Annotated in this window: 21 protein-coding genes; 6 read left to right on the forward strand and 15 right to left on the reverse strand. The window is 69.9% G+C overall.

What is annotated here, in order from left to right; genetic code table 11:
* Positions 1–26: 26 nt before the first annotated feature.
* The 3 genes from H4W31_RS36225 to H4W31_RS36235 are packed head-to-tail and all read right to left on the reverse strand — an operon-like array spanning position 27 to position 3,273.
* The gene (locus H4W31_RS36225; RefSeq protein ID WP_192770719.1) at positions 27–929 is read right to left on the reverse strand and encodes a carbohydrate ABC transporter permease; all 903 of its coding nucleotides are present in this window, start codon (positions 927–929) and stop codon (positions 27–29) included.
* Complete coding sequence (locus H4W31_RS36230; protein ID WP_192770720.1) at positions 929–1,903, reverse strand: carbohydrate ABC transporter permease; 975 nt, start codon at positions 1,901–1,903, stop codon at positions 929–931. The genes H4W31_RS36225 and H4W31_RS36230 overlap by 1 nt, the downstream gene beginning before the upstream one ends.
* Positions 1,900–3,273, reverse strand: a complete 1,374-nt coding sequence (locus H4W31_RS36235; protein ID WP_192770721.1) for an ABC transporter substrate-binding protein — start codon at positions 3,271–3,273, stop codon at positions 1,900–1,902. The genes H4W31_RS36230 and H4W31_RS36235 overlap by 4 nt, the downstream gene beginning before the upstream one ends.
* A gap of 179 nt (positions 3,274–3,452) precedes the next feature.
* On the opposite strand from H4W31_RS36235, the gene H4W31_RS36240 reads away from it, so the two are divergent.
* Positions 3,453–4,688: an enolase C-terminal domain-like protein gene (locus H4W31_RS36240; RefSeq protein ID WP_318783613.1), complete on the forward strand. Its 1,236-nt coding sequence runs from the start codon at positions 3,453–3,455 to the stop codon at positions 4,686–4,688.
* 16 nt (positions 4,689–4,704) lie between these two features.
* Here the strand turns inward: H4W31_RS36240 and H4W31_RS36245 are convergent, their stop codons facing one another.
* Both H4W31_RS36245 and H4W31_RS44590 read right to left on the reverse strand, forming a co-directional pair.
* Positions 4,705–5,901, reverse strand: a complete 1,197-nt coding sequence (locus tag H4W31_RS36245) for an ROK family transcriptional regulator (protein ID WP_318783614.1) — start codon at positions 5,899–5,901, stop codon at positions 4,705–4,707.
* 198 nt (positions 5,902–6,099) lie between these two features.
* A complete protein-coding gene (locus tag H4W31_RS44590) occupies positions 6,100–6,546 on the reverse strand; it encodes an Lrp/AsnC family transcriptional regulator (RefSeq protein ID WP_192770722.1) in 447 nt (148 codons plus the stop codon).
* A 94-nt stretch (positions 6,547–6,640) separates the two neighbouring features.
* On the opposite strand from H4W31_RS44590, the gene H4W31_RS36255 reads away from it, so the two are divergent.
* Both H4W31_RS36255 and H4W31_RS36260 read left to right on the forward strand, forming a co-directional pair.
* The gene (locus H4W31_RS36255) at positions 6,641–7,513 is read left to right on the forward strand and encodes an LLM class flavin-dependent oxidoreductase (protein ID WP_192770723.1); all 873 of its coding nucleotides are present in this window, start codon (positions 6,641–6,643) and stop codon (positions 7,511–7,513) included.
* Positions 7,510–7,935 (forward strand): nucleoside deaminase, encoded by a 426-nt coding sequence (locus H4W31_RS36260; protein WP_192770724.1) that lies wholly within the window; start codon positions 7,510–7,512, stop codon positions 7,933–7,935. Before H4W31_RS36255 ends, H4W31_RS36260 begins: the two co-directional genes overlap by 4 nt.
* On the opposite strand, the gene H4W31_RS36265 is transcribed toward H4W31_RS36260, so the two are convergent.
* The gene (locus H4W31_RS36265) at positions 7,926–8,636 is read right to left on the reverse strand and encodes a pentapeptide repeat-containing protein (RefSeq protein WP_192770725.1); all 711 of its coding nucleotides are present in this window, start codon (positions 8,634–8,636) and stop codon (positions 7,926–7,928) included. The two genes, H4W31_RS36260 and H4W31_RS36265, sit on opposite strands and share 10 nt — an antisense overlap.
* 39 nt (positions 8,637–8,675) lie before the next feature.
* Entirely contained in the window at positions 8,676–9,665 is a 990-nt protein-coding gene (locus tag H4W31_RS36270; RefSeq protein WP_192770726.1) for a LacI family DNA-binding transcriptional regulator, read from the reverse strand.
* Between the two features lie 247 nt (positions 9,666–9,912).
* On the opposite strand from H4W31_RS36270, the gene H4W31_RS36275 reads away from it, so the two are divergent.
* Complete coding sequence (locus tag H4W31_RS36275; protein ID WP_192770727.1) at positions 9,913–11,157, forward strand: MFS transporter; 1,245 nt, start codon at positions 9,913–9,915, stop codon at positions 11,155–11,157.
* A 41-nt stretch (positions 11,158–11,198) separates the two neighbouring features.
* On the opposite strand, the gene H4W31_RS36280 is transcribed toward H4W31_RS36275, so the two are convergent.
* On the reverse strand, positions 11,199–12,497 hold the full coding sequence (locus H4W31_RS36280; RefSeq protein WP_192770728.1) for a glycoside hydrolase domain-containing protein: 1,299 nt from the start codon (positions 12,495–12,497) through the stop codon (positions 11,199–11,201).
* Positions 12,498–12,702: 205 nt separating this feature from the next.
* Between H4W31_RS36280 and H4W31_RS36285 the strand changes: the two genes are divergently transcribed.
* Positions 12,703–13,209 carry an AAA family ATPase gene (locus H4W31_RS36285; RefSeq protein WP_192770729.1) on the forward strand — a complete coding sequence of 169 codons (507 nt, stop codon included), beginning with the start codon at positions 12,703–12,705 and terminating at the stop codon, positions 13,207–13,209.
* On the opposite strand, the gene H4W31_RS36290 is transcribed toward H4W31_RS36285, so the two are convergent.
* On the reverse strand, positions 13,206–13,493 hold the full coding sequence (locus H4W31_RS36290; RefSeq protein ID WP_318783615.1) for a hypothetical protein: 288 nt from the start codon (positions 13,491–13,493) through the stop codon (positions 13,206–13,208). The two genes, H4W31_RS36285 and H4W31_RS36290, sit on opposite strands and share 4 nt — an antisense overlap.
* Positions 13,494–13,741: 248 nt before the next feature.
* Here H4W31_RS36290 and H4W31_RS36295 point away from each other — a divergent pair, with 248 nt between their 5' ends.
* Positions 13,742–14,143 (forward strand): GntR family transcriptional regulator, encoded by a 402-nt coding sequence (locus H4W31_RS36295; protein WP_192770730.1) that lies wholly within the window; start codon positions 13,742–13,744, stop codon positions 14,141–14,143.
* Between the two features lie 326 nt (positions 14,144–14,469).
* Here H4W31_RS36295 and H4W31_RS36300 read toward each other — a convergent pair whose 3' ends face one another.
* The 6 genes from H4W31_RS36300 to H4W31_RS36325 form a co-directional block, all read right to left on the reverse strand.
* The gene (locus tag H4W31_RS36300; RefSeq protein ID WP_192770731.1) at positions 14,470–15,651 is read right to left on the reverse strand and encodes a Cmx/CmrA family chloramphenicol efflux MFS transporter; all 1,182 of its coding nucleotides are present in this window, start codon (positions 15,649–15,651) and stop codon (positions 14,470–14,472) included.
* Positions 15,652–15,932: 281 nt separating this feature from the next.
* Positions 15,933–16,427 (reverse strand): anthrone oxygenase family protein, encoded by a 495-nt coding sequence (locus H4W31_RS36305; RefSeq protein WP_192770732.1) that lies wholly within the window; start codon positions 16,425–16,427, stop codon positions 15,933–15,935.
* 151 nt (positions 16,428–16,578) lie between these two features.
* Positions 16,579–17,442: a carbohydrate ABC transporter permease gene (locus tag H4W31_RS36310; RefSeq protein ID WP_192770733.1), complete on the reverse strand. Its 864-nt coding sequence runs from the start codon at positions 17,440–17,442 to the stop codon at positions 16,579–16,581.
* A 43-nt stretch (positions 17,443–17,485) separates the two neighbouring features.
* Positions 17,486–18,418: a carbohydrate ABC transporter permease gene (locus H4W31_RS36315; RefSeq protein WP_318783616.1), complete on the reverse strand. Its 933-nt coding sequence runs from the start codon at positions 18,416–18,418 to the stop codon at positions 17,486–17,488.
* The gene (locus H4W31_RS36320) at positions 18,415–19,737 is read right to left on the reverse strand and encodes an ABC transporter substrate-binding protein (protein ID WP_192770734.1); all 1,323 of its coding nucleotides are present in this window, start codon (positions 19,735–19,737) and stop codon (positions 18,415–18,417) included. Before H4W31_RS36320 ends, H4W31_RS36315 begins: the two co-directional genes overlap by 4 nt.
* Positions 19,738–19,748: 11 nt before the next feature.
* Positions 19,749–21,203: an RICIN domain-containing protein gene (locus H4W31_RS36325; RefSeq protein ID WP_225945869.1), complete on the reverse strand. Its 1,455-nt coding sequence runs from the start codon at positions 21,201–21,203 to the stop codon at positions 19,749–19,751.
* Positions 21,204–21,228: the final 25 nt, after the last annotated feature.

The raw sequence follows: 21,228 nt of genomic DNA on the forward strand, positions 1-21,228 counted from the left end.
CCCTACTACCCCGACCACTACCCCGGTCAGCCCTTGATCGCCCCGGTGAGCCCGTTGACGAAGTACCGCTGGGCGGCGAGGAATCCGATGACGACCGGGATGACCACGATCAGCGCGCCGGCCATCAGCGAGTTGTACTGCACCACCTGTGAGGACTTCAGCGCCTGGAGGGCGATCGGCAGGGTGTAGGTGGCGGGGTCGTTGAGCGAGACCCGGGTCAACAAGTACTCGTTCCAGGTCGGGATCGCGGTCAGCAGCGCGATCGTCACCAGGGCGGGACGGGCGAGCGGCAGGTACACCCGGGCGAAGATCCGCAGTTCGCCGGCGCCGTCCACCCGGGCCGAGTCGCGCAGTTCGGCCGGGATGGCCCGGAACGCGTTGGTCAGCAGGAGGATCGCGAACGGTGCGGTGCCGTTGATGAACGGCAGGACCAGCCCGAGGTGGGTACCGAGGATCGCCAGCCGGTTCTCCAGCAGCACGATGGGCAGCAGCGTGACGACACCGGGTACGAAGAGCAGGGCGACGAAGAGCCGGTAGAGCGCGACCCGGCCGGGAAAGTGCAGGACGGCGAAGGCGTACGAGGCGGCCGAGTAGATCACCACGACGCCGAGGGTGGTGGCCACGGTCACCTGGAGGCTGTTGACGAAGTAGTCGAAGAAGTGCAGCCGGTTCCAGGTATCGACCAGGGTGCTCAGGGTCGGGTCGCGCGGGATGAGGTGTCCCCCGGCGACGACCTCCTGCTGGGTCTTGAAGGCCGCCGAGACCATCCAGAGGAACGGGTAGAGGCTCACCACGGCGTACCCGGCGAGCAGCAGCGCGATGATCGTCCGGGCGAGAACGACCCGGGGCGGCCACCGGCGGGCCCGCTTCGGGGCCGGGGTGGGTTCGGTGCCGGGCCGGGTGGCGGCCGGTGCCGCACTGATTGCCATCACCGCTCCCTGGTGACGCGGAAGTTGACGACGGCGACCACGAGTGCGGCGACGAAGAGCATCCAGCCCAAGGCGCTGGCGAGCCCCAGCGTCGGGGCGAGCTCCGACTGGAACGCGAGCCGGTACGTCTGCAGGCCGAGCACGTTGGTGTGGTCGCCGGGACCGCCGTCGGTCATGATGAGGAAGATCTGGAAGCCCTGGAGCGCGTCGCGCAGGTTGAGCAGCACGATGACCGCCGTGATGCCGCGCAGCAGCGGCCAGACCACGCTGAGGTTGACCCGCCACCATCCCGCGCCGTCGATCTGGGCGGCCTCGGTCAGTGCCGGGTCGATGGTCTGCAGACCGGTCAGGTAGAGCAGGGTCGCGACCGGAACCGCGGACCAGACCATGATCATGATCAGCGTGGGCAGCGCGGTGTCGGGGTTGCCGAGCCAGCCCTGCGGCTGGGCCAGCGAGCCGAGTCCGAGCGCGCCGAGCAGGGTGTTGATCGCGCCGTTGGGCTCCAGGACGTACTGCCAGGCCAGGTAGACCGCGATGCCGGTGGTGATGTACGGGACGAAGTAGACCGAGCGGAGCAGCCCGACGAACCGGCGGGTCCGGTTCAGGGCCAGCGCCAGCGGAAAGGAGATCACGACGGTGAGCAGCGGCGCCGCGATCATCACCCAGACCGTGTTCGTCGCCGCCGCCCGCACCGGCGGGGAGAAGACCGGACTGGCCCAGAGCAGGTCGAGGTAGTTCTGCACGCCGACCCAGATCCAGGTCGGGGTCAGCCCGTTCCAGCGTACGAAGGAGAGTTGCAGGCCCCAGAACAGCGTGTAGACGCCCATGACGGCGAAGAGGATGATCGCCGGAGCCACGAAGGCGTACGCCCAGGCCACCTCCCGGCCCTGGTAACGCCGGCGTCCGGAGCCCCGCCCGGTGCGGCCACGGGTGACCGTGACCGCACCGAGCGACGAAGGAACGTCCGTGGTCATTTCCCTGCCCAGTAGCCGTCGATGATCTTTTGTAGTCCGGCTCCGGCGGTCGGCACGTCCGCCTTCTTCAGCGGGGTGAGTTCCATCAGCGACCGGGCCACCACCGCCGCGTCGTACGAGGGCGGCTGGTGGGTGGTGTCACCGGGGTTGTACGCCTGAGCACCCGACCCGAACGAGCCGATCATGGCCCCGAGCACCGGACCGAGCGTCGCCGTCGGATCACCGCCGAGGTCGACCGGGGGTACGTCCAGCGCGTCCTTGGCGAACTGGGCCGCGACCTCGGGCTGGGCCAGGTGGTCGAGCCACTTGACCGCACCGTCCTTGTTGCCGGTCGTGGCCGAGACCGACAGCCCGGTGAGGGCGAACGGGGCGAGGCTCAGGTCGGGCACCGCACCGCCGCTGGGCGACGGGACCGGGAAGGTGACGATGTTCTCGGCCTTCATTCCGTTCTGCACCAGAAACGCCAGGGTGAACGTGCCGCCGATGGCGAACGAGGACTTGCCCTGGGCGAACGCGATGTCGGCGTCGTCGATCGTCAGGGTCTGGGTCCCCGGCATCCAGTACGGCGTCACCTGGTCGTACGTCTCCAGCACGGCCCGGCCGCTCGGCGAGGTCCAGTTCTTCGCCGGATCCTTGGAGAAGAGCCCGGTGAAGCCCTCCTTGCCCAGCTTGCCGTAGGCCATCGGCTGCATCAGCCACTCCATGCCGGTGGTCGGCGCCTGGAAGCCGATGCTCATTCCGCCGTCGTCGGGCCGGACCTTGCGGACCGCCGCCAGCGCGGCGACGAACTCTTCCCAGGTCTTCGGCGACCCGGTGACGCCCGCCGCCGTCAGCCGTTCCTTGTTCGCGTAGACGATGCCGAAGGTCCCGATGGTCAGCGGCACGCTGAACCGCTGATTGAGTTTGATCCCGGCGGACTTGGCGCCCTTCTCCTGGGACTGCTTGTAGTACCGCTCGGTGACGGTCCCCTCGGCGGCGACCGAGGGCAGGTAGCGGCTGGTCCAGGTGGCCTCCTCGGTGAGGTCCTCCAGCAGTCCGGCCGCACCGAAGGTGAAGTCGTCGCCGTTGGTGTGCACCTCGAACACGTCGGGCAGGCTGCGGGTCTGGGCGGCGGCCTGGACCCGGGCCAGGAACGCGTCGTCCGGGGTGATCGCCTCGACGGTCACCCCGATCCCGGTCTTCTGCTTGAAGGTTTCGGCGGCCTTCTGTAGCGCCGCGACGTGGGACTGCTTGAACGTCCACATCGTCAGGTTGTCGCCGTTCGCCTGGTCGTCCCCGCCGGGACTACAGGCGGTGGCCGCGCTGGCGAGCGCGAGGATCGTGGCGATCGAGAGACAGGTACGGGCCGTTCGACGTAAGTATCGGTTCACGCTGCGCCTCTTCCATCCCTGCGGGCGGCTCCTGGTCAGGCCAAGGAAACAGAACGTAAATCAATTTGATATATAGTGTCAACAACGTCGACGAGTCCAGGAAGGGCACCGCGATGGCGCCGTCCCCCTCAGTGGAATCCCCCGGCCACACAGCGGTCCTGGCGCCCGCACCGTGGAGTGTGCCCGGCGTCGACGACACCCGGGTCACCCGGGTCCGGACGTTCCTGTGTGCCCCGCAGGGCTGCCCGTACGTCATCACCCGGGTCGAGACGAACCAGCCCGGCCTGTACGGGCTGGGCTGTGCCAGCGATCCGCAGCGGACCCTCGCGATCCGGTCCGTCGTGGACGACTATCTCGGGCCGATGCTGCTCGGCCGGGACCCGGCGGACATCGAGGACCTGCACCGGCTGCTGCTTCACAGCGGTTACTGGCGCGGTGGTTCGATCGCCAACAACGCCCTCGCCTCGATCGACGTCGCGCTCTGGGACATCAAGGGCAAGGTCGCCGGCCTTCCCCTGTACCAACTGCTCGGCGGCCGGGCCCGGGAGTACGCCGAGGCGTACACCCATGTGGACGGGGTGGACGTCGACGAGGTGGCGGACCTCGTCCTCGCCGCCCGGCAGCGGGGATACCGGCACGTCCGGGTCCAGTTGGCCGTACCCGGAACGGACACCTACGGCACGGCGCCGACCGACGAGCGGCAGGCCGAGCGCAGGCGTACCCGCCGGGAGTCCTGGGACAGCCTGGCCTACCTGCGGCACGTGCCCCGGGCCCTCGTCGAGGTACGCGACCGCGTCGGCCCCGACGTCGAGTTGCTGCACGACGCGCACGAGCGGCTGACGCCCGCCCAGGCCCGCCAGTTCGTCCGGGCGGTCGAGGACGCCGGACTGTACTTCCTCGAGGACGCCCTCGCACCGGAGGACGCCGCCCACTTCCCCGGGCTGCGTACGGCCGGCAGCACCCCGATCGCCGTCGGCGAACTCTACGCGGACGTCGCCCAGTACCTGCCGCTGCTGGAGCAGCGCGTGATCGACTACGCCCGGATCCGCATCCCCACGCTCGGCGGGCTGACCCCGACCCGCAAGCTGGTGGCCGCCTGTGAACTCTTCGGGGTGCGGACCGCTCCGCACGGCCCCGGCGACGTGAGCCCGGTCGGGCAGGCGGCCAACGTGGCGCTCGACATCTCCTCGCCCGCCTTCGGGGTGCAGGAGGCGGCGACCTTCCGGGACGCGACGCTGGAGGTCTTCCCGGGCGCGCCGGTGCCGGTCGCGGGCCGGTTCCGGCCGAGCCCGGCGCCGGGCCTGGGCGTCGACTTCGACGAGACGGCGGCCCGGCGGCACCCGGTCACCGCACCGCTGGACCACGACCGCTGGGCGCTGCTGCGGGCGACCGACGGCAGCGCGCACCGGCCGTGACCCGACCGGCGGCTTCCTAGGCGAGCAGCAGGGACTGCGGCCGGGCCGACAGGACCTGGTCCAGTACGAGGCAGGCGGCACCCAGGGCGCCGACGTCGTCGCCGAGGGCCGTTCCGGTCACGGTCGTCTCGTGCATCTTCCCGACGAACGGCGACGACGCGACGATCGAGTTGATCACCGGTAGGAACAGCCGGGACAGGTGCGGCCAGATCGGACCGCCGAAGACGATCAGCTCGGAGTCGACCAGGGTGGCCGCGGCGCTGACGCCGAGCCCCACCCGCCGGGCCCAGCCGTGGATGATGTTCTGCGCGGTGCTGTCCCCGGCCTCGGCGAGCGCCATCAGGGCGAGCAGGCTCCGCTCCGCCTCGCCGGGCCCGGCCGGGGTCTTCTCCGGCCCCAGGACCCGTCGCTCGATGGCCTCGTTGACCAGCGCGTACGTCGTGCAGTTCGCGTCCAGCCCACCGATCTCGCCCGCGTTGCCGGAGACACCGCGCAGGACGACGTCGTTGACCACCACGCCCATTCCCGAGCCGGTGCCGAGGTAGAAGAAGAGGAAGTTGCCGGAGTGCACGGCCGCGCCCGCCCACCGCTCGGCGATCGCCGCCGCGATGACGTCCTTGTCCATCACCACCGGCCACCCGGTGACCCGGGACAACTGGTCGCGCAGCGGCACCCGTTCCCAGCCCGCCAGTTGGGGTGGTTCGACGACCGCGCCGGCCACCGCGTCGATCGGCCCCGGAACCGCGACGCCCAGGCCCAGGATGCGGTCGCGGGGAATGCCCGAGTCCTCGACGAGCTGTTCGACGGCGGCGCTCATGTCGGCCAGCGTCTGTGCCTGGTCGACGACCTGCGGCGTCGGTTGCCGCATCCGGCGTACGACCGCACCGACCAGGTCGAGCACCACATAGGTCACCACGGCCGGATCGAGGTGTACGCCGATCGCGAAGCTCCCACCGGGGCTGACCTGGAGAACGGTCCGGGGCTTGCCGACCCGCCCGCCCTTCTTGCCCGCCTCGACGACGAGTCCCCGGTCGAGCAGGCGACGGCAGATGTTCGACACGGTCTGGGCCGACAGACCCGTCGCGGCGGCGAGTTCGACCCGGCTCAGCCCGTCGGGCGCTCGCCGGATCGCGTCGAGCACGACCGACTCGTTGAAGTCACCCATCCGGGGAAGGTTCGTCCCGCGCCGAACGGTCGGTTGGTCGATCGTCACGCCCGTACTCCCTGTTTCGGGTGCCCTGAGCGTAACCGCCCGGCCACCGGCCCGGATCAGACGCCGATCCGCGCCCGGAGTGCCGCCGGTCCGCCGCTGCCGCACGCCCCCGTGCGACCGGTCGCACCGCTGCGGATACAGAGGACGGTACCTTAAATCAATCCGATGTACTTATCACCATCCCCCGCGCCGCTCGTCCTATCCTCGGCTCGGCCCCCGGTACGGCAACGTCTGCCGGTACACGACGTTGGTGGTGGTGCTGCCCAGCGCGGCCAGTTCGTCGACGAGTTGTTCGAGGTGGGCCATGCTGTCGGCGGTCACCTTCAGCAGATAGCAGTCCTCCCCGGTGGTCCGCAGGCACTCCAGGATCTCCGGACGCTCGTCGAGGAGCCGGTGCAGCGGCTGGTGCCGGCTGCCCGGGTACTTCAGCCGGACCACGGCGAGCACCGGATAACCGACCTTCGTCAGGTCGACCTCGGCGCGGTAGCCGGTGATGACCCCGATCTGCTCCAGCCGCCGGACCCGCTCCGTGGCGGCGGAGGCGCTGAGGTTGACCCGGCGGCCGAGCTCGGTGAGCGGGACCCGACCGTCCCGTTGCAGCTCGGCCAGGATGGCCCAGTCGGTCGAATCAAGATCCTCGGCCACCGGGCCAGACTACCGGCAGATCCACGGCCCATTCCCGGGTACGCCGGCAGGACTCCCTTCCGACTCGGGAGCCCCGCTGACTAGCCTTCTCTGCGTGCAGATAGGCGTGAACGTACCGAACTTCGGGCCCGGAACCGATCCCGGCGTACTGCGGCAGTGGGCGCAGACCCTGGAGGGACTCGGCTTCGACCTGCTGATGGTCTCCGACCACGTGGCGGTGACCCCGGACGTCGCCGAGCAGTACCCGGCCCCGTTCTACGAACCGTTCACCACGCTCGCCTGGCTGGCAGGGATCACCTCCCGGGTCCGGCTCGGCACGACCGTGCTGATCGTGCCGTACCGGCATCCGCTGCTCGTCGCCCGGATGGCCGCCAACCTCAACCAGCTCAGCGGTGGACGACTGGTCCTCGGCGTCGGCGTCGGCTGGGCGCGACAGGAGTTCGCCGCCCTCGGCGTACCGTTCGCGCAGCGCGGCCGGCTCACCGACGAGCATCTCCAGGCGATCCGGGCTGCCTGGGCCGACGACGGCGACTACCAGGCCGGCGACATCCCGATCTGGGTCGGCGGCAACAGCGACGCCGGCCAGCGCCGGGCGGTACGCCTCGGCGACGCGTGGCATCCGCTGCGGTTCACCCTCGACTGGTACTCCGGCGCCCTGGACCGGTTGACGGAGGCGGCCGACGCGCAGGGCCGACCGGTGCCCGCGCTGGCGCCACGGATCATCCTGCGGATCACCGACGCACCACTTCCCGAGCCCGGCCGGCTGGCCGGCGAGGGCAGCCTCGACCAGGTGCTCGACGACATCGAGACGTTGCGCCGGCTCGGCGCCGACACCGTCGTGCTGGACCCGTTCGGCGGGGACCCGGCCGAGACCCGACATCCGCAGGTGGCGTGGCAGGCACTCGCCGCCATCGCGGCCAACCGGGGCCGGAACGCCGGACCCGGAACACGAACGGAGCGACCATGACATCCGACGACGAACGCCTGCTGCGCCGGGCCATCGCACTCGCCGCCGAGGCGCGGGCGGCCGGCAACCCGCCCTTCGGCTCACTGCTGGTCGGACCCGACGGTGCCGTACTGGCCGAGGAGCGCAACACCACCATCACCGACGCCGACATCTCGGCGCACCCCGAACAGAAGCTGGCCCGGTGGGCGGCCCGGGAACTCGACCCCGACACCGCGGCCGGCACCGTCATGTACACCAGTTGCCAGCCCTGCAACATGTGCACCGGGGCGATCGAGCGCTCCGGGCTCGGTCGGGTCGTGTTCGCGCTCTCCGGCGAGCAGTTGGCGACCCTGAAGCCCTCCGGCGGCTTTCCCCCGGTACCGCAGAGCGGTCCCGCGCTCTTCGACGAGGCCCGCGTACCGGTGGACGGCTACTACGACTGATCCTCGGCACCTTCGAGCTGGATTCCCAGTGCCCCGGCAAGGGTGTAGGAGAGGGCGACCAGGTCCTGCTCCGCGACCACCGCCCCGGCCATGCTCGTCACCCCGCCGATTCCGGCGAGTACGCAGTTGGCGAACCGGGTGCCGGCCATCTCCGCCTGCGAGAACTGTGCCCCGGTGAGGTCGCAGTTCGTGAACCGGACCCCGCTCAGGTCCGCGTTCTGAAAGTCCGCCCGGGCCAGGTTGCAGTCCTCGAACACGACGCGGTGGAAATCGGTGAACCGGAACGACGACAGGTCGAGCCGGCACTGCGAGATCGTCGTGTCCCGCACCGCCCCGTTGATCCAGTGCACGCCCGTCATCCGCACCGTCGCCAGCCGAGCCCGGATCAGGGACGACTTCTCCACCCGCAGGTTCGCCAGGTTCGTGCTCTCGAACAGGCAGTCGCTGAAGGTGGCCCCGTCCAGCCGCGTACCGCTCAGGTCGGCGCCCCGGAATCGGCACTGCGCGAACTCGACGCCGTCCGCGGCGCGTCCCGACAGATCGAGATCGAAGAACCCCAGTTGCCGGAACGTCGCCTCGTGGTCGAGGTCGTGATCCTCGGCGGTGGCCAGTTCCAACGACGACGGCGGCCGGGGCGGTACGGGGGCCCGCCACCGCACACCATCCCGACCCGCGGCACGACGCGACGAACGCACAGACATCCCGGCAGGTTAGCCCAGACCAGCGCCGGGCCGGCGCGGTCAGGCGCTCTCCCGGAGGATCAGTTCGGAGGGGTAGGCGGTGGCCGGTGGCACCCGGGCCCGGTCGAGCACGGCCGTCACGGCCGCCGTGGCGATCCGCTCGACCGGATGGCTCGCGGTGGTCAGGGCCGGCACGCTCAGCGCGGCGAACGGCACGTCGTCGAAGCCGGCGACGGCGATGTCGTCCGGCACCTCCACCCCGCGCCGACGCAGCGCCGCGAGCGCACCGAGGGCCATCGCGTCGCTGTTCGCGAAGACCGCGTCGGTGTCCGGCCAGCGGTCCAGGATCGCCAGCGTGCCGGCCTGGCCGCCGGCAGCGGTGAAATCGCCCGGTACCAGCCGGATCGGCAGCCCGGCCGTCCGCATCACCTGCTCGTACGCCGTGACGAGCCGCCGGGTGCAGGGCATCCACTCCGGGCCACTGATCATCGCGATCCGGCGCCGGCCGGACTCGTACAGGTGACCGACGATCGTCCTCGCCGCGCCACCGTTGTCGACGTCGAACGACGGCACGGCGGGGGAACCGATACCGATCGACACGGTCCGGCCGTCGAGGGCGGCCGGCATCGCCGCCAGGATCCGCTCGGTGGTGTTGAGGATGAGCACCCCCCGGACGCTGCGATCCTCGGCCAACCGGCGCAGTCGCTCCGGCGCGTGCAGCGGCAGCCACTCCAGGGACACCCCGACCTCCCGTAGCGCACAGACCTCGGCGGCGGCCCGCACCACCCGGTCGACGTACGGGTCGTGCAGCACGTCCGGTGCCGGGCCGGCGACCGCCACGACGAGCCGTACCCCGGCACCGGTCGCGAGCGCGCGGGCCGCCGGGTTCGGCGCGTAGCCCAGTTGCGCGGCGGCGGTGGCGACCCGGTCCCGGGCCGAAGGGGAGGCGGCCCCGTACCCGGCGAGGACCCGGGACGCCGTCGACCGGGAGACCCCGGCGGCGCGGGCGACGTCCTCGAGGGTGGTCTGCTGCGGAAGCGGCCTAGCCATGCCGGCCTCCGCGTGGGAACTGGTCCGGCCGCGGTGGCGGCGCAGTGGCACGATCACGGTGGCACATGGGGAAATGATGCACCCGTGGCCCGGGTCGCGGCGAGCCGGATCGCACAGGCCGGCGAACGGCGCCTTTCGCCGGTATCGCTTGCGTTGAGAGCGTTCTCAGGTGTGTGATCTTGTCACCGGCCTCCCGCCCGGGGAGAGTCGGAGAACGTCCAGCGAATCGGAAGCGGAGGCTGCACCGGTGACCCCTCCTCCCGGCGCCGCCGGCACGCTCCGGCCGCCGACCGTACCGGCGCGGGTTCTCGCGGCCCGGAACGGCGTCGCGGTCGTGTTCGGACTCAACGGGCTCGCACTCGCCTCGTGGTTCTCCCGGGTTCCGGCCGCCCGGGACGCGCTGGAACTCTCGCCGGGACGGCTGGGACTGCTGCTCCTGGCCATCTCCGCGGGCTCCCTGCTGGCGTTCCCGACCGCCGGGTCGGTGGCACACCGGCTGGGCCCGGCCCGGACGGTGGCCGGCGCGAGCGCGCTGGCCGCAGCGGGGGTGGCGCTGGCCGGCGTCGCCGCCGGCAGTTGGCACGCGGTACCGGTCGTCGCGGTCGGCCTCCTCGCTCTCGGCTACGGCTCGGGCACCTGCGAGGTCGCCATGAACGTCGAGGCGGCGGCGGTCGAGCGGCGGCTCGGGCGTACCGTCATGCCCCGGTTCCACGCGGCCTGGAGCCTGGGCACGGTGGTCGGGGCGATCGCCGGCGCCGGCAGCGCCCGGGTCGGGCTGTCGGTCGGGGTCCACCTCTGCCTGGCCGCCGCCGCGATGCTCGCCGGCACACTCGTCGCGGTCCGGTCGTTCCTGCCGGCCCCCACCGTCCCGCCGACGGGCGCCGGGTCCACCCCGGCCCGGGGCGGCGGCGCACTGGCCGCCTGGCGCGAGCCGCGCACCCTGCTGATCGGGCTGCTGGTCCTGGTGCTGGCCTTCACCGAGGGAACCGCGAACGACTGGCTGGCGCTGGCCTTCGTCGACGGGCACCAATTGACCGAGGCGCTGGGAGCGCTGGCCTTCGGCGTGTTCGTCGCGGCGATGACGGTGGGCCGAACCGTCGGCACCGTCGCGCTGGACCGCTGGGGCCGGGTGCCGGTACTGCTCGGCACCATGCTGCTGGCCGTGATCGGTGCGGCGACGGCGGTGCTGGCCAGCCCGTGGCCGGTGGCGATGGCCGGGGTGGTCCTCTGGGGACTCGGTGCCTCCCTCGGCTTCCCGGTGGGGATGAGCGCCGCGGCCGACCAGGAGGACCGGGCGGCGGCCCGGGTCAGTGTGGTGGCCGCGATCGGCTACACCTCGTTCCTGGCCGGGCCGCCCCTGGTCGGGCTGCTCGGTGACCGGGTCGGCATCCTCCGGGGCCTGCTGATCGTGCCGCTCCTGCTGCTACCGGCCCTGCTCCTGGTGCCGGCCGTCCGCCGGCCCACCGACCGGTCGGCCGGCCCCACGGGCTGACCGGGGCCGGCACCTGCCCCGGCCGCCCGCCTGACCGGAGATCAGACCCGGGTGACCCGTACCGCGTCGGCGATGACGTAGCCGGTGCCGGACGTCCACCGGCTCACCCCCACCTTGTCCCCGTCCCCGGCGGCCAGCGGAAAGACCCCGAGCGACACCCATTGGCCGCCGTTGGCGCGCTGGTTGACGCGTACGGTCTGATTGCCGGTGGTGGTGGCCACGATGTACGGGGCCGCGTCGTTGTAGCCCGCGTCGGTCGGGTACCAGACCGAGACCTCGTAGCTGGCGGTCGCCGGGATGTTCACCTTCCACCAGGCGACGTCGCTGGTCGAGACCGGTTCGGCGAACCGGTAGTCGGTGCCGTACCGCTGGCTGGAGTAGGTCGACGTACCCCAGTTCGCGCTCGCGGTGAACCGGCCGGCGGTGGTGTTGTCGACGGTGCTGCTCCACTCCGGCGGCTGCGGCTGGTCGCCGGCCGCGACGTCGAGGTAGTTGCGGTCGATGCGCATCTGCACACCGCCCCAGGTCTCGTAGACGTCGCCGGCGTACTGGTGCAGCCGCTGATGGTTGGCGTAGTACTCCGCCGGGCAGTACGGACCGGCGTCGGTGTCCGCCATGTTGTTCCACCAGGCGAACCAGAGGTGGTCGACCCGGGTGTAGGCAGGGTCGTTGTACGCGCTGCACAGGTCCCGGACCCCGGACGATCCGCTGGAGTACATGCCGGAGAGGTAGCCGAGCGTGTGCAGCCGCTCCGTCCAGCCGGACAGGTACGACAGCACGGCGGCCTTGCACGACGCGTTCGACGGGTACTGCTCGATGTCGTTGTAGATCGTGCTGCCGGCGGGGATGCCCAGCGCCCGCGCGGCGTTCACCGAGCTCGTCGCCCGGCTCGCGCCCTGGGAGCGCGCGGTGGTCGGATCGGCGGACATCTTGGGCTGCCTGGTCCCGCAGGGGGCCTGGTTGTCGAGTTCGATGGGGATCAGGCGCCAGCCGTTGTTGGTCTGGTTCGTCACCCAGGTCGCGGTCAGGTTCGGTTGGGCGCACGAGCGGCTGGCGCCGCTGATGTAGATGCCGACCGCCCGGTACGGCGAACTGGCCCGCCAGGTGTTCATGACCGACTGGGACGGGGCCGTGCAGGTGTCGAAGCCCCGTCCGGTGAAGGTGCCCGGCTGCGGGCCGGCCGCCGCCAGCGGCGCCGCCCCGGCCGTAAGCCGCGATGTCGAGCCGGCGCCGGTTGGCGCCGACGGCCCGGCGTCGACCGCCTGGGCCGGCGTGACGCCCACCGCCGCTCCGGCGACCGCGACCATGAGGCCGGCCAGACCCGCCATGATCCTTCTCATCCAGGTCTCCTTTGTAGGAATCTTTACATGTGGCATTGATGCTTGGAAAATTCCTACCACGTATCGACGCCTGCCGCTAGGAGAATCCGGGACAAGTCGGCGTGAATCTCCGGCGGTCGACCGACGATCCCGCCCTGCGGCGATCGAGAACGTCGTTCAGCGATCCTGGTGACCGCGAGTACACGCACAGATCGCGGAGGTACGGATGGACAAGCGGGCGCCGTTGGTCTTCCTGCTGGTGGGACTGACCGGCTCGGGCAAGACCACGTACGCGAAACGCGTTCTGGAGCCGGCCGGGGCCGTCCGGTTGTCGGTCGACGAGGAGGTCTTCGCCCGGCACGGCCGGTACGGGGTGGACTATCCGGAGCACGAGTACTTCGCGCGCGAGGCGCCGGTCGTGGCCGAGATCCGTGAGCGGCTGGTGGGGTTGATGGCCGAGGGCCGTGACGTGGTGCTCGACTACGGACTCTGGCGACGGCCGGAGCGCGACGCCTGGAAGACGCTGGTGGAGACGGCCGGCGGTCGGTGGCGGTTGCTCTACTTTCCCGTTCCCCGTACGGAACTGATGCGCCGCCTGGGACTCCGCAACCAGTTGACGGACGCGAACGCCCTTCGGGTGACGGAGCGGGAACTCGACGAGTTCTACGGCCGGTTCGACGTGCCGGTCGACGAGGGCGAAGAGACCATCCCGGCCACCTCGGTCCCGGACTAGCGTCGTGTCGGTCGACGCGCGTCCCGCAACAACACCAGCCCGGCGACCTGGACGTAGATCTCCCGCTTGTCGGTGGCCATGCCCTCCCGGTCGACCGTGTACCCGGTGATCCAGGCGAACCCGTAGTAGGTCGATCTGGCGTCCACCGCCACCACCCGCAGCATCAGCTTCCGACCGCCGCCGAACTGAACGCTCGCCGCAGTCCCGACGCTGATCACGTCGCCTGGTCGCGGAACCCGGTTCACCAGTGCCGCCCCTGGTTCCGCCTCTTGACCTGCCGACACGTCTCCCCGCACCGGCAGACCGTTCGGTGATGAAGGGTTGACCACACCAGCCCGTGGCGGGTTAGAAACCGTCGCCGGATCTCGTGTCGATACCACCTGATCAGGAACACGCCGCACCTCCCGTCGGTCGGAGCACGGTGGCCGGGCCTTCGGGTTGGTCATCCGACCACCGCACCCATAGCCAACATACCAACGTAGGAACGTAGATACAATGAAACGTAGATCGCTACTCACCTAGCGTAGTTTTCGTGATCGATCCGAACGCGGACCGCGCGGTGTTCCGGCAGCTTGCCGACCTGCTGCGCGATCGGATCTTGTCCGGAAAGCTGGCTCCAGGTGAGAAACTACCCAGCGAGCTACGACTTACCCAGGAGCACGGCCTCAGCCGGACCACGGTGCGTCAGGCAATGGCCATTCTTCGATCAGAAGGCTTGGTCGTCGTTGATCGTCCGCGCGGCACCAAGGTACGCACGACCGAACCAACCGAGACAGTGACGCTACGCAAGGGCGACACCGCCAGCACCCGGATGCCGAGCCCGGCCGAGCGCCGCGACCTGGATCTGGCCGAGGGCGTTCCGGTCGTGGTCATCACCCGGGCCGACGGCTCGACGGAGCTGTACCCGGGTGACCGAACCCGCGTGGGCCGATAGACGTTCGACCCTGCGGCTTGGCGCGCGTTCGTCGCTCTCGTCCCCCGCTGAGAACTCATCTCCGGCGCCTCCGGCCCAGGCTGAGCGGCAGCGACACGGAAGGTCTGTCGTCCGGTTCCGGATCGTCGCGTGTCGAGGCACTGGACGGACGGAAGCGCGCAAGACCGTCAAGGATTTCCCGACGTTGATCCGGCTGGGCGTCCCGCAACGCCAACTCGGCAAGGGACTGATCACGATTGGCACCCGGCCCGCGCAGGGCGGAGAACCCAGGGTGCCGATCGCCCCGATGACGGCGCTCAATGGAATCAACGGAGCATTCGCGTGGGTCATCGAATCGCCTGGCCGACGCGGGGTGCGATGAATCGCCGGAGGGGCAGGGCGATGAGCAGTGCGACCGTAACCAGGAGGCCGCTGACCCACACCGGGCCGAGGTCGTCGGCATTCGTCCCGAGGGTCGCTGCCGCAACGACGGGGCCACTAGCAGCACCGATGTTGAGCGCCGCGGTCGCATACGACCCTCCCATGGTGGGAGCGCCTGCTGCCTCGTAGAGCACCCTGGCGATCAGGGTGCTGCCCAACGCGAAGGAGAGCGTGCCCTGCACGAACACGAGGAGCAGAAGCGCCACCGGTTGGGCAGCCAGGGTCGCCAACGCGACCCAGCCGAGCAACAGCAAGGGGCCACCAACCGCGATCACGGTGCCGGGACGCTGATCGGAGAGCCGTCCCGCGAGGGTGACGCCGACGAAGGACCCGGCACCAAAGAGCACCAGCACGACCGAGACCCACAGCTCGCCCAGGCCGGCGGTGTCGGTCACGATCGGTGCCAGGAAGGTGAACGTGGCGAAGGTGGCAGCGTTGACCAGGGCACCGAGCAGCATGACCAGGACCAGCCTGGGCATCGCGAGCTGGGCGATCTCGTCCCGAAGAGACGAGTGGGCTGGAGTGTCCCGAGGGGTCTTTCCGACACGGGCCGGGATGCCCTTCACGACGCCGAAGGCAGCGGGAAGGCAGAGCAGTGCGATCGCCCAGAAGGTTGCCCGCCAGCCAAGCACCGTGCCGAGCACCGCACCGCCGGGAACTCCCGCGATGGTGGCCACCGTCGTACCCGAGAGCAGCACCGCCAGCGCGCGCCCTTTCTGATCAGATGCGACGAGCGTGGCCGCCGTGCTCAGTGCCACGGCCAGGAAGCCCGCGTTGGCCCCGGCGGCGACCACCCGGGTGACAAGCAGAACCGCGAAACTCGTCGTGAGGGCGCCCACGACGTGGACCACGGCGAAAACCAGCACGAAGCCCAGCAGGCTGGCCCGGGCGGGCCACCGGCGCGCGAGCGCCGCCATCAGCGGTGCGCCGACGATCATCCCGACAGCGAACGCCGAGGTCAGAAGCCCGGCGGCCCCGACCGACACATCGAGGCTTGCGGCGATGTCCGGTACCAGGCCGGCGAGCATGAACTCCGAGGTGCCCATGGCGAAGACCGCCACGGCAAGCAGGTAGAGCGGCAGAGGCATCAAGAGCTCCGAGGTGAGAGAGAACAAGGAGACGTCTCGTCACCGCGGCCAGCGCCCAAGGGTGCGCGCAACTGCCCATGCAGCGAAGGCTGCTGGGGAGCGGACTATGAACTCAGTGGTTCAGGGGGCTGACGGCGTGACCGAAAGCCCCCACCTTGGATGCCTCAGGGCTCGACATGGCGCAAACACTACTCACACCCACCGGTCATTACGCACCCAGGTACCGCCGGAGAACCGGCCGAGGGCAGCCCGGGAGTTCGATGGGCTGGCGGTAGCGGCACTCAGGCCGGCAGGCGTCCGGTCAGCAGCAGCGCCCAGGTGAGGCAGCCGAAGGCGGCGGTGGAGACCACGGCCCGGACCAGGTTCCAACCGACCCAGGTCGCCTCGAAGCGCTGTCGTACCGCCGCGAGGTCGGCGATGTGCTCGACATTCCCGGCCGCCGCGAGCTTGTCGTTGAGTGGCACGTTGACGGCGATGGTGATGACCAGCACCGCCGCGTACAACACCAGCGCCGCGACGAGCCACGGCGTTGCGGGACGACGCAGGTGCAGCAGCACCGCCACGGCGGTCAGCACCAGCGCGCCGAAGAAGCAGGTGAAGAACCAGCCGTTCAGGATCGCCTCGTTGATCCGCTGCATGGCGCTGACGAACGTACGGTCGTCCGTGCTGCCCAGGCCCGGCATGATCGAGTAGGAGAAGGCGGCGAACAGGCCGGCCATCAGGCCCGTGCTCAGGGTCGCACCGGTCAGGACCAGGCTGCGCAGTGGGCTGCTCATCGGGTCCCGCCCGCACCGGCCGACGCCATCTGCCTCGGGTACGCGTTCTCTGTCATGCCTCGATTCAAGCCGGCAGCGCCTGGACCTCCCATAGCTGAAACTCGCAGCCTCATGTCTCAGCGTCCAGGACGCCCGGACCGAGCCAGGTCGACTACTTCAGGCCGGTGGTGGCGATCCCCCGGACCAGGTACTTCTGACCGGCGATGAAGAAGCCGATCACCGGCGCCAGCGACACCGCCGACATGGCGAACATCTGACTCCACTGGCTCTGCCCCTCGGAGTCGACGAACTGCCGCAGCGCGAGCGGCACCGTGTACAGCTCCGAGTCGGTGAGGTAGAGCAGGGGGCCGAAGAACTCGTTCCAGACCGAGATGAAGGTGAAGATCGCCGTGGTGGCGAACGCCGGCATGCTCAACGGCATGATGACCTTCCAGAAGACCCGGAACGGCCCGCAGCCGTCGATCCGGGCGGCGTCGTCCAGCTCGGTCGGCAGGGCCCGCATGAACTGCACCATCAGGAAGATGTAGAACGCGTTGGTCGCCAGGAAGTTCGGCACCAGCAACGGATAGTACGTGTTGATCCAGTCGAGCTTGGCGAAGACGACGTACTGCGGGACCAGCAGCACGTGGCCGGGCAGCATCATCGTGCCGAGCATCAGTACGAAGAAGAGCCGGCGGCCGGTGAAGCGCAACCGGGCGAACCCGTACGCCGCGAGCGAGCAGGAGAGCAGGTTGCCCACGATGCTCAGTACGACGATCACCAGCGAGTTGACCAGGTAGAGGCTGAACGGGTGCTCCAGCGCCGACCAGCCCTCCGGATAGTTGGTCAGGTCCCACTCGGTCGGCCACAGCCCGAGGTCGGTGAAGACGATCCGGCTCGGCTTGAACGAGCTGGAGACCAGCCACGCCAGCGGGTACATCATGACCGCGCCGATCAGGCAGAGCGTCACGTGCCGGATGAACCGAGACCGGCGGGTGCTGCCGATCCGCTCGACGCGGCTGTCGGTGTCCGACATGCTGACGCGATCCTCTCCGTCCGGGGCGTTCCCGAAGCAGGGCTCAGTTGTCGTAGAAGACCCAGTAGCGGGCGGCCAGGAAGTTGATCGCGGTGAGGACCGCGATGAGCACGAGCAGCACCCAGGCCATCGCCGAGGCGTAGCCCATGTCGAACTGGGTGAATCCGCGCAGGTACAGGTACACGTTGTAGAACAGGGTCGACTCCGCCGGGCCACCCGTACCGCCGCTGAGCACGAAGCCCTGGGTGAAGGTCTGGAACGAGGCGATCAGCGACTGGACCAGGTTGAAGAAGATGATCGGGCTGAGCAGCGGGATCGTGATCGAGCGGAACTGGCGGAACCGGGAGGCGCCGTCGACGGCGGCGGCCTCGTAGTAGGCGACCGGGATCTGCCGCAACCCGGCCAGGAAGATCACCATGGGCGAACCGAAGGTCCAGACGTGCAGGATGATCAACGTGGTGAGGGCGTGGTCGGGATCGGTCGTCCAGGCCGGCCCCCGCACCCCGAACCAGCCGAGGAAGTCGTTGACGATGCCCTCGGCGCCGAAGATGTAGCGCCAGAGCAGCACGACCGCGACGCTGCCGCCCAGCAGCGACGGCAGGTAGAAGACCGCCCGGTAGACCGGCAGGCCCCGGATGCCCCGGTGCAGCACCATCGCCACCAGCAGGGCCGCCGCCAGCGACAGCGGCACCGAGACGAACGTGTAGACGAAGGTCACCTGGAGCGACTGGCGCAGCCGGGCGTCGCCGAGCATCTCCCGGAAGTTCTCCAGGCCGATCCACCGGGGCGCGGTGAGCAGGTCGTAGTCGGTGAAGGCCAGGTAGAGCGAGGCGAAGAACGGGATGACCGTGAAGAGCATCCCGACGAACCAGGGCAGCAGGAACAGGTAGCCGGCCCGGTCCCGGCGGCCCCGGCTGCGACGTGGTGGTGCCGGGGCCGCCGCCGTTGCGGCGGCGACCCCGGTGGGTACGGTCACTTCGTGAGCGCCTTGCGGGCCTCGGCGACGAACGCGCGGGCACCCTCGGCCGCGCTCCGCCGCTTGAACTCGACCTCGGTGGCGATGGTCTCCAGGCTCGCCGCGATCGCGCTGCCACCCGGTGGATAGGTGTACGACCTCGGCAGTTGCTCCCCCTGGAGTCCGATCAGATACTCGGTGGCGGTCTGGTCGTCGGGTTCCAGGGTCGGCTTGACCGTCTCGGCGATCCGCTGGTTCGCCGGTACGCCCCGGGTGGTACCGGTGGCCTTGGCCGCCTCGGCGTCGTTGACGAGGAAGTCGAGCAGCTTGAGCGCCTCGTCCCGATGCTTGGACGCCGACGCGATCGACCACAGCGCCGGGGTGTCGATCGACTGCCCACGCCGCCGGCCCTGGACCTCGCCGGGTATCCGCAACAGTGCGAGGTTGCCGCCGGCCGCCTCGTTGTAGGAGAGGAAGTTGTTCGTCGGGATGATCTGGGACGCCAGCGTGCCCTTCGCCAGGTACGACTGCGCGGCCGAGGCCCCGCTCTCCTCGAAGAAACCGGCCGGTGGAAAGCCGCCCTCGTCCCGCATCCGCTGCACCATCTCGAACCAGGCCGTGACGGTGCCCTCGCTGACCCCGAGCGCCCCGTCAACGGTGAAGAAGTCCTCCCCGCGCTGCCGGCTGAAGACGAGGAGGTTCGCCATGGTCTGCGGCTCGAATCCGGTGCCGTACACCTTCCGGCCGCTCTTCGCGGTGACCTGCCGGGCGAACCCGGCCAGGTCCTCCCAGCTCCAGGTGTCGCCGTTCGGCACCTGGACGCCGTACCGGTCGGTGAGGGTTCGGTTGACGACGAACCCGATGCTGTTCAGTCCGGACGGCACGCCGAAGGTCTTGTCGCCCACGGTCGCCAGCGTGCGGGCGCTCTCGCTCAACCCGGTCAGGTCGAGCGCGCCCGAGTGCGCGCCGAGGTCGAGCAGGCTGCCCCGGTCGGCGTACTCGCGCAGGCTGTCCACCCGCATCGCCATCAGGTCCGGCGGGTCGCCGGCGGCGAACCGGGTGGCCAGTTTGTCCTTGTAGGGGGCGCTGTCCTGGTACTCGACCCGGACGGTGACGCCCGGATGCTTGCGCTGGAAGAGGTCGAGCGCGGCCTGGGTCTTCTGGGCGCGCTTCGCGTCGCCCCACCAGACCATGTTCAGGGTGACGCTGCCCTGGTCGGCATCGTCGCCGCCGCCGAAGCCCCGGCCGCAGGCGGAAAGACCGAGGGCCAGACCGGCCAGGCCGGTGGCCTTCAGCGCCGCGCGGCGGCCGAGCACGGCAGTGTGGGTGTCGGGCGGCATGCGTGCTCCCCTCAGTTTCCGATGCTGGCCTGCGGGCCGGTGTGGGTCCGCAGCATGGCCGGGATGTCCGCGGCCGGGTGCAGGGTGTACGGGTAGAAGCTGCTGGGGTTGAACGCCGACCCCTTCGAGGTGACCTTCCCGGAGTCCCAGGGGCTGTTGACGGTGATGTTGCCCCGGTTCACCAGCTCGCCGGCCTCGACGTAGTACGGGTTACGGACGTTCTCGAAGTAGCTGTTCTCGATGACTGCCTTGGTCAGCCCGCGTACGTAGTTGCCGTACGAGGTCGAGTTCTGCAGGTAGTTGTTGTACATGTGGCAGTAGGCGATGTTGTCCGCGCTCGGGTTACGGGTCCGGGTGTTCTGGAACCAGTTGTGGTGGATCGTGATCCGGGCGGTGACGTTCTCGGTCCAGCCGATCCCGAACGTCTTGTTGTTGTCGACGAGGTGGTTCCAGGAGACGGTCAGGTTGGTGGTGTCCTTGCGACTGTCGATCAGACCGTCGTTCATCCGGGACAGCCGGTTGTGGTCGATCCAGATCCGGTTGGCGGTGTCGAGCTGGATCGCGTCGTAGTCGTAGGCGTCGTCGTCCGGGTCGTCGTCGGCCATCGTGGTGTCGCGGATGGTCAGGTTCCGGATGATGACGTTGCTGACCCCGGTGTTGAGGAAGAACCCGCCGCCGACGATCTGCCCACTGGTCCCCACCCCGATGATCGTCTTGTTCGACGCCACCCGCAGCTCGGTGCCCTTCGGACTGATGTTGATCGTTCCGGCGACCCGGATGACGTACGGGGTGCTGGCCGTGACGTACTGGTTGAGTTGGGCCTGGGTGGTGACCGTGACCGTCTGGCCACCCGCACCACCGGTGGTGCCCTGGGCGAACCCGTCCGGCACCGACGAGTACGGCACCTGCGGCCCCGACGACCCACCGATCCTGACCATCTGCCACTGCTGGTTGGTGCCGCCGAGGTCGGCGAACTGGGAGATCCGGCCGCCGTCGGTGCTGGACCACTCCCACACGTCGAGGGCCTTGCCGCTGAGCCGGTTGACCAACCGCACGTACCCGTCCGGGGAGTCGACGACCCGGAAGTGCTGCCGGGTGTCACCGCTGGGCGCCTGCTGGGTCAACTCGGCGCCGTCGGCGGCCGACGCGATCTGGAGTGCCTTGCCACTGAGCCGGGACCTGAGCTGGTAGTAGCCGCTGCCGACGTCGAGGAACTGCCACTGCTGCTGGTTGCCGTCGTTACGGGCCCACTGCACGATCGGCGCGCCGTCGGTCGTGGCGAGGTTGTACACGTCGATCGCCTTGCCACTGTGCCGCGACGCGAGCACGTAGTAGGCGCCGGTGTCGACGTTGGCGGCCTGGGACGGCGTCGGGGAGACGACCAACGCGACCGGTACGGCCAGCGCCGCCACCATCATCGCGGCGATGGTCGGTGGGCGCCGACGTCTGAGAATCCTGGGAAGCATCTGGATGTCCTTCTGTGTGGTGGTG

Source organism: Plantactinospora soyae (genome assembly GCF_014874095.1).
Taxonomy (GTDB): domain Bacteria; phylum Actinomycetota; class Actinomycetes; order Mycobacteriales; family Micromonosporaceae; genus Plantactinospora; species Plantactinospora soyae.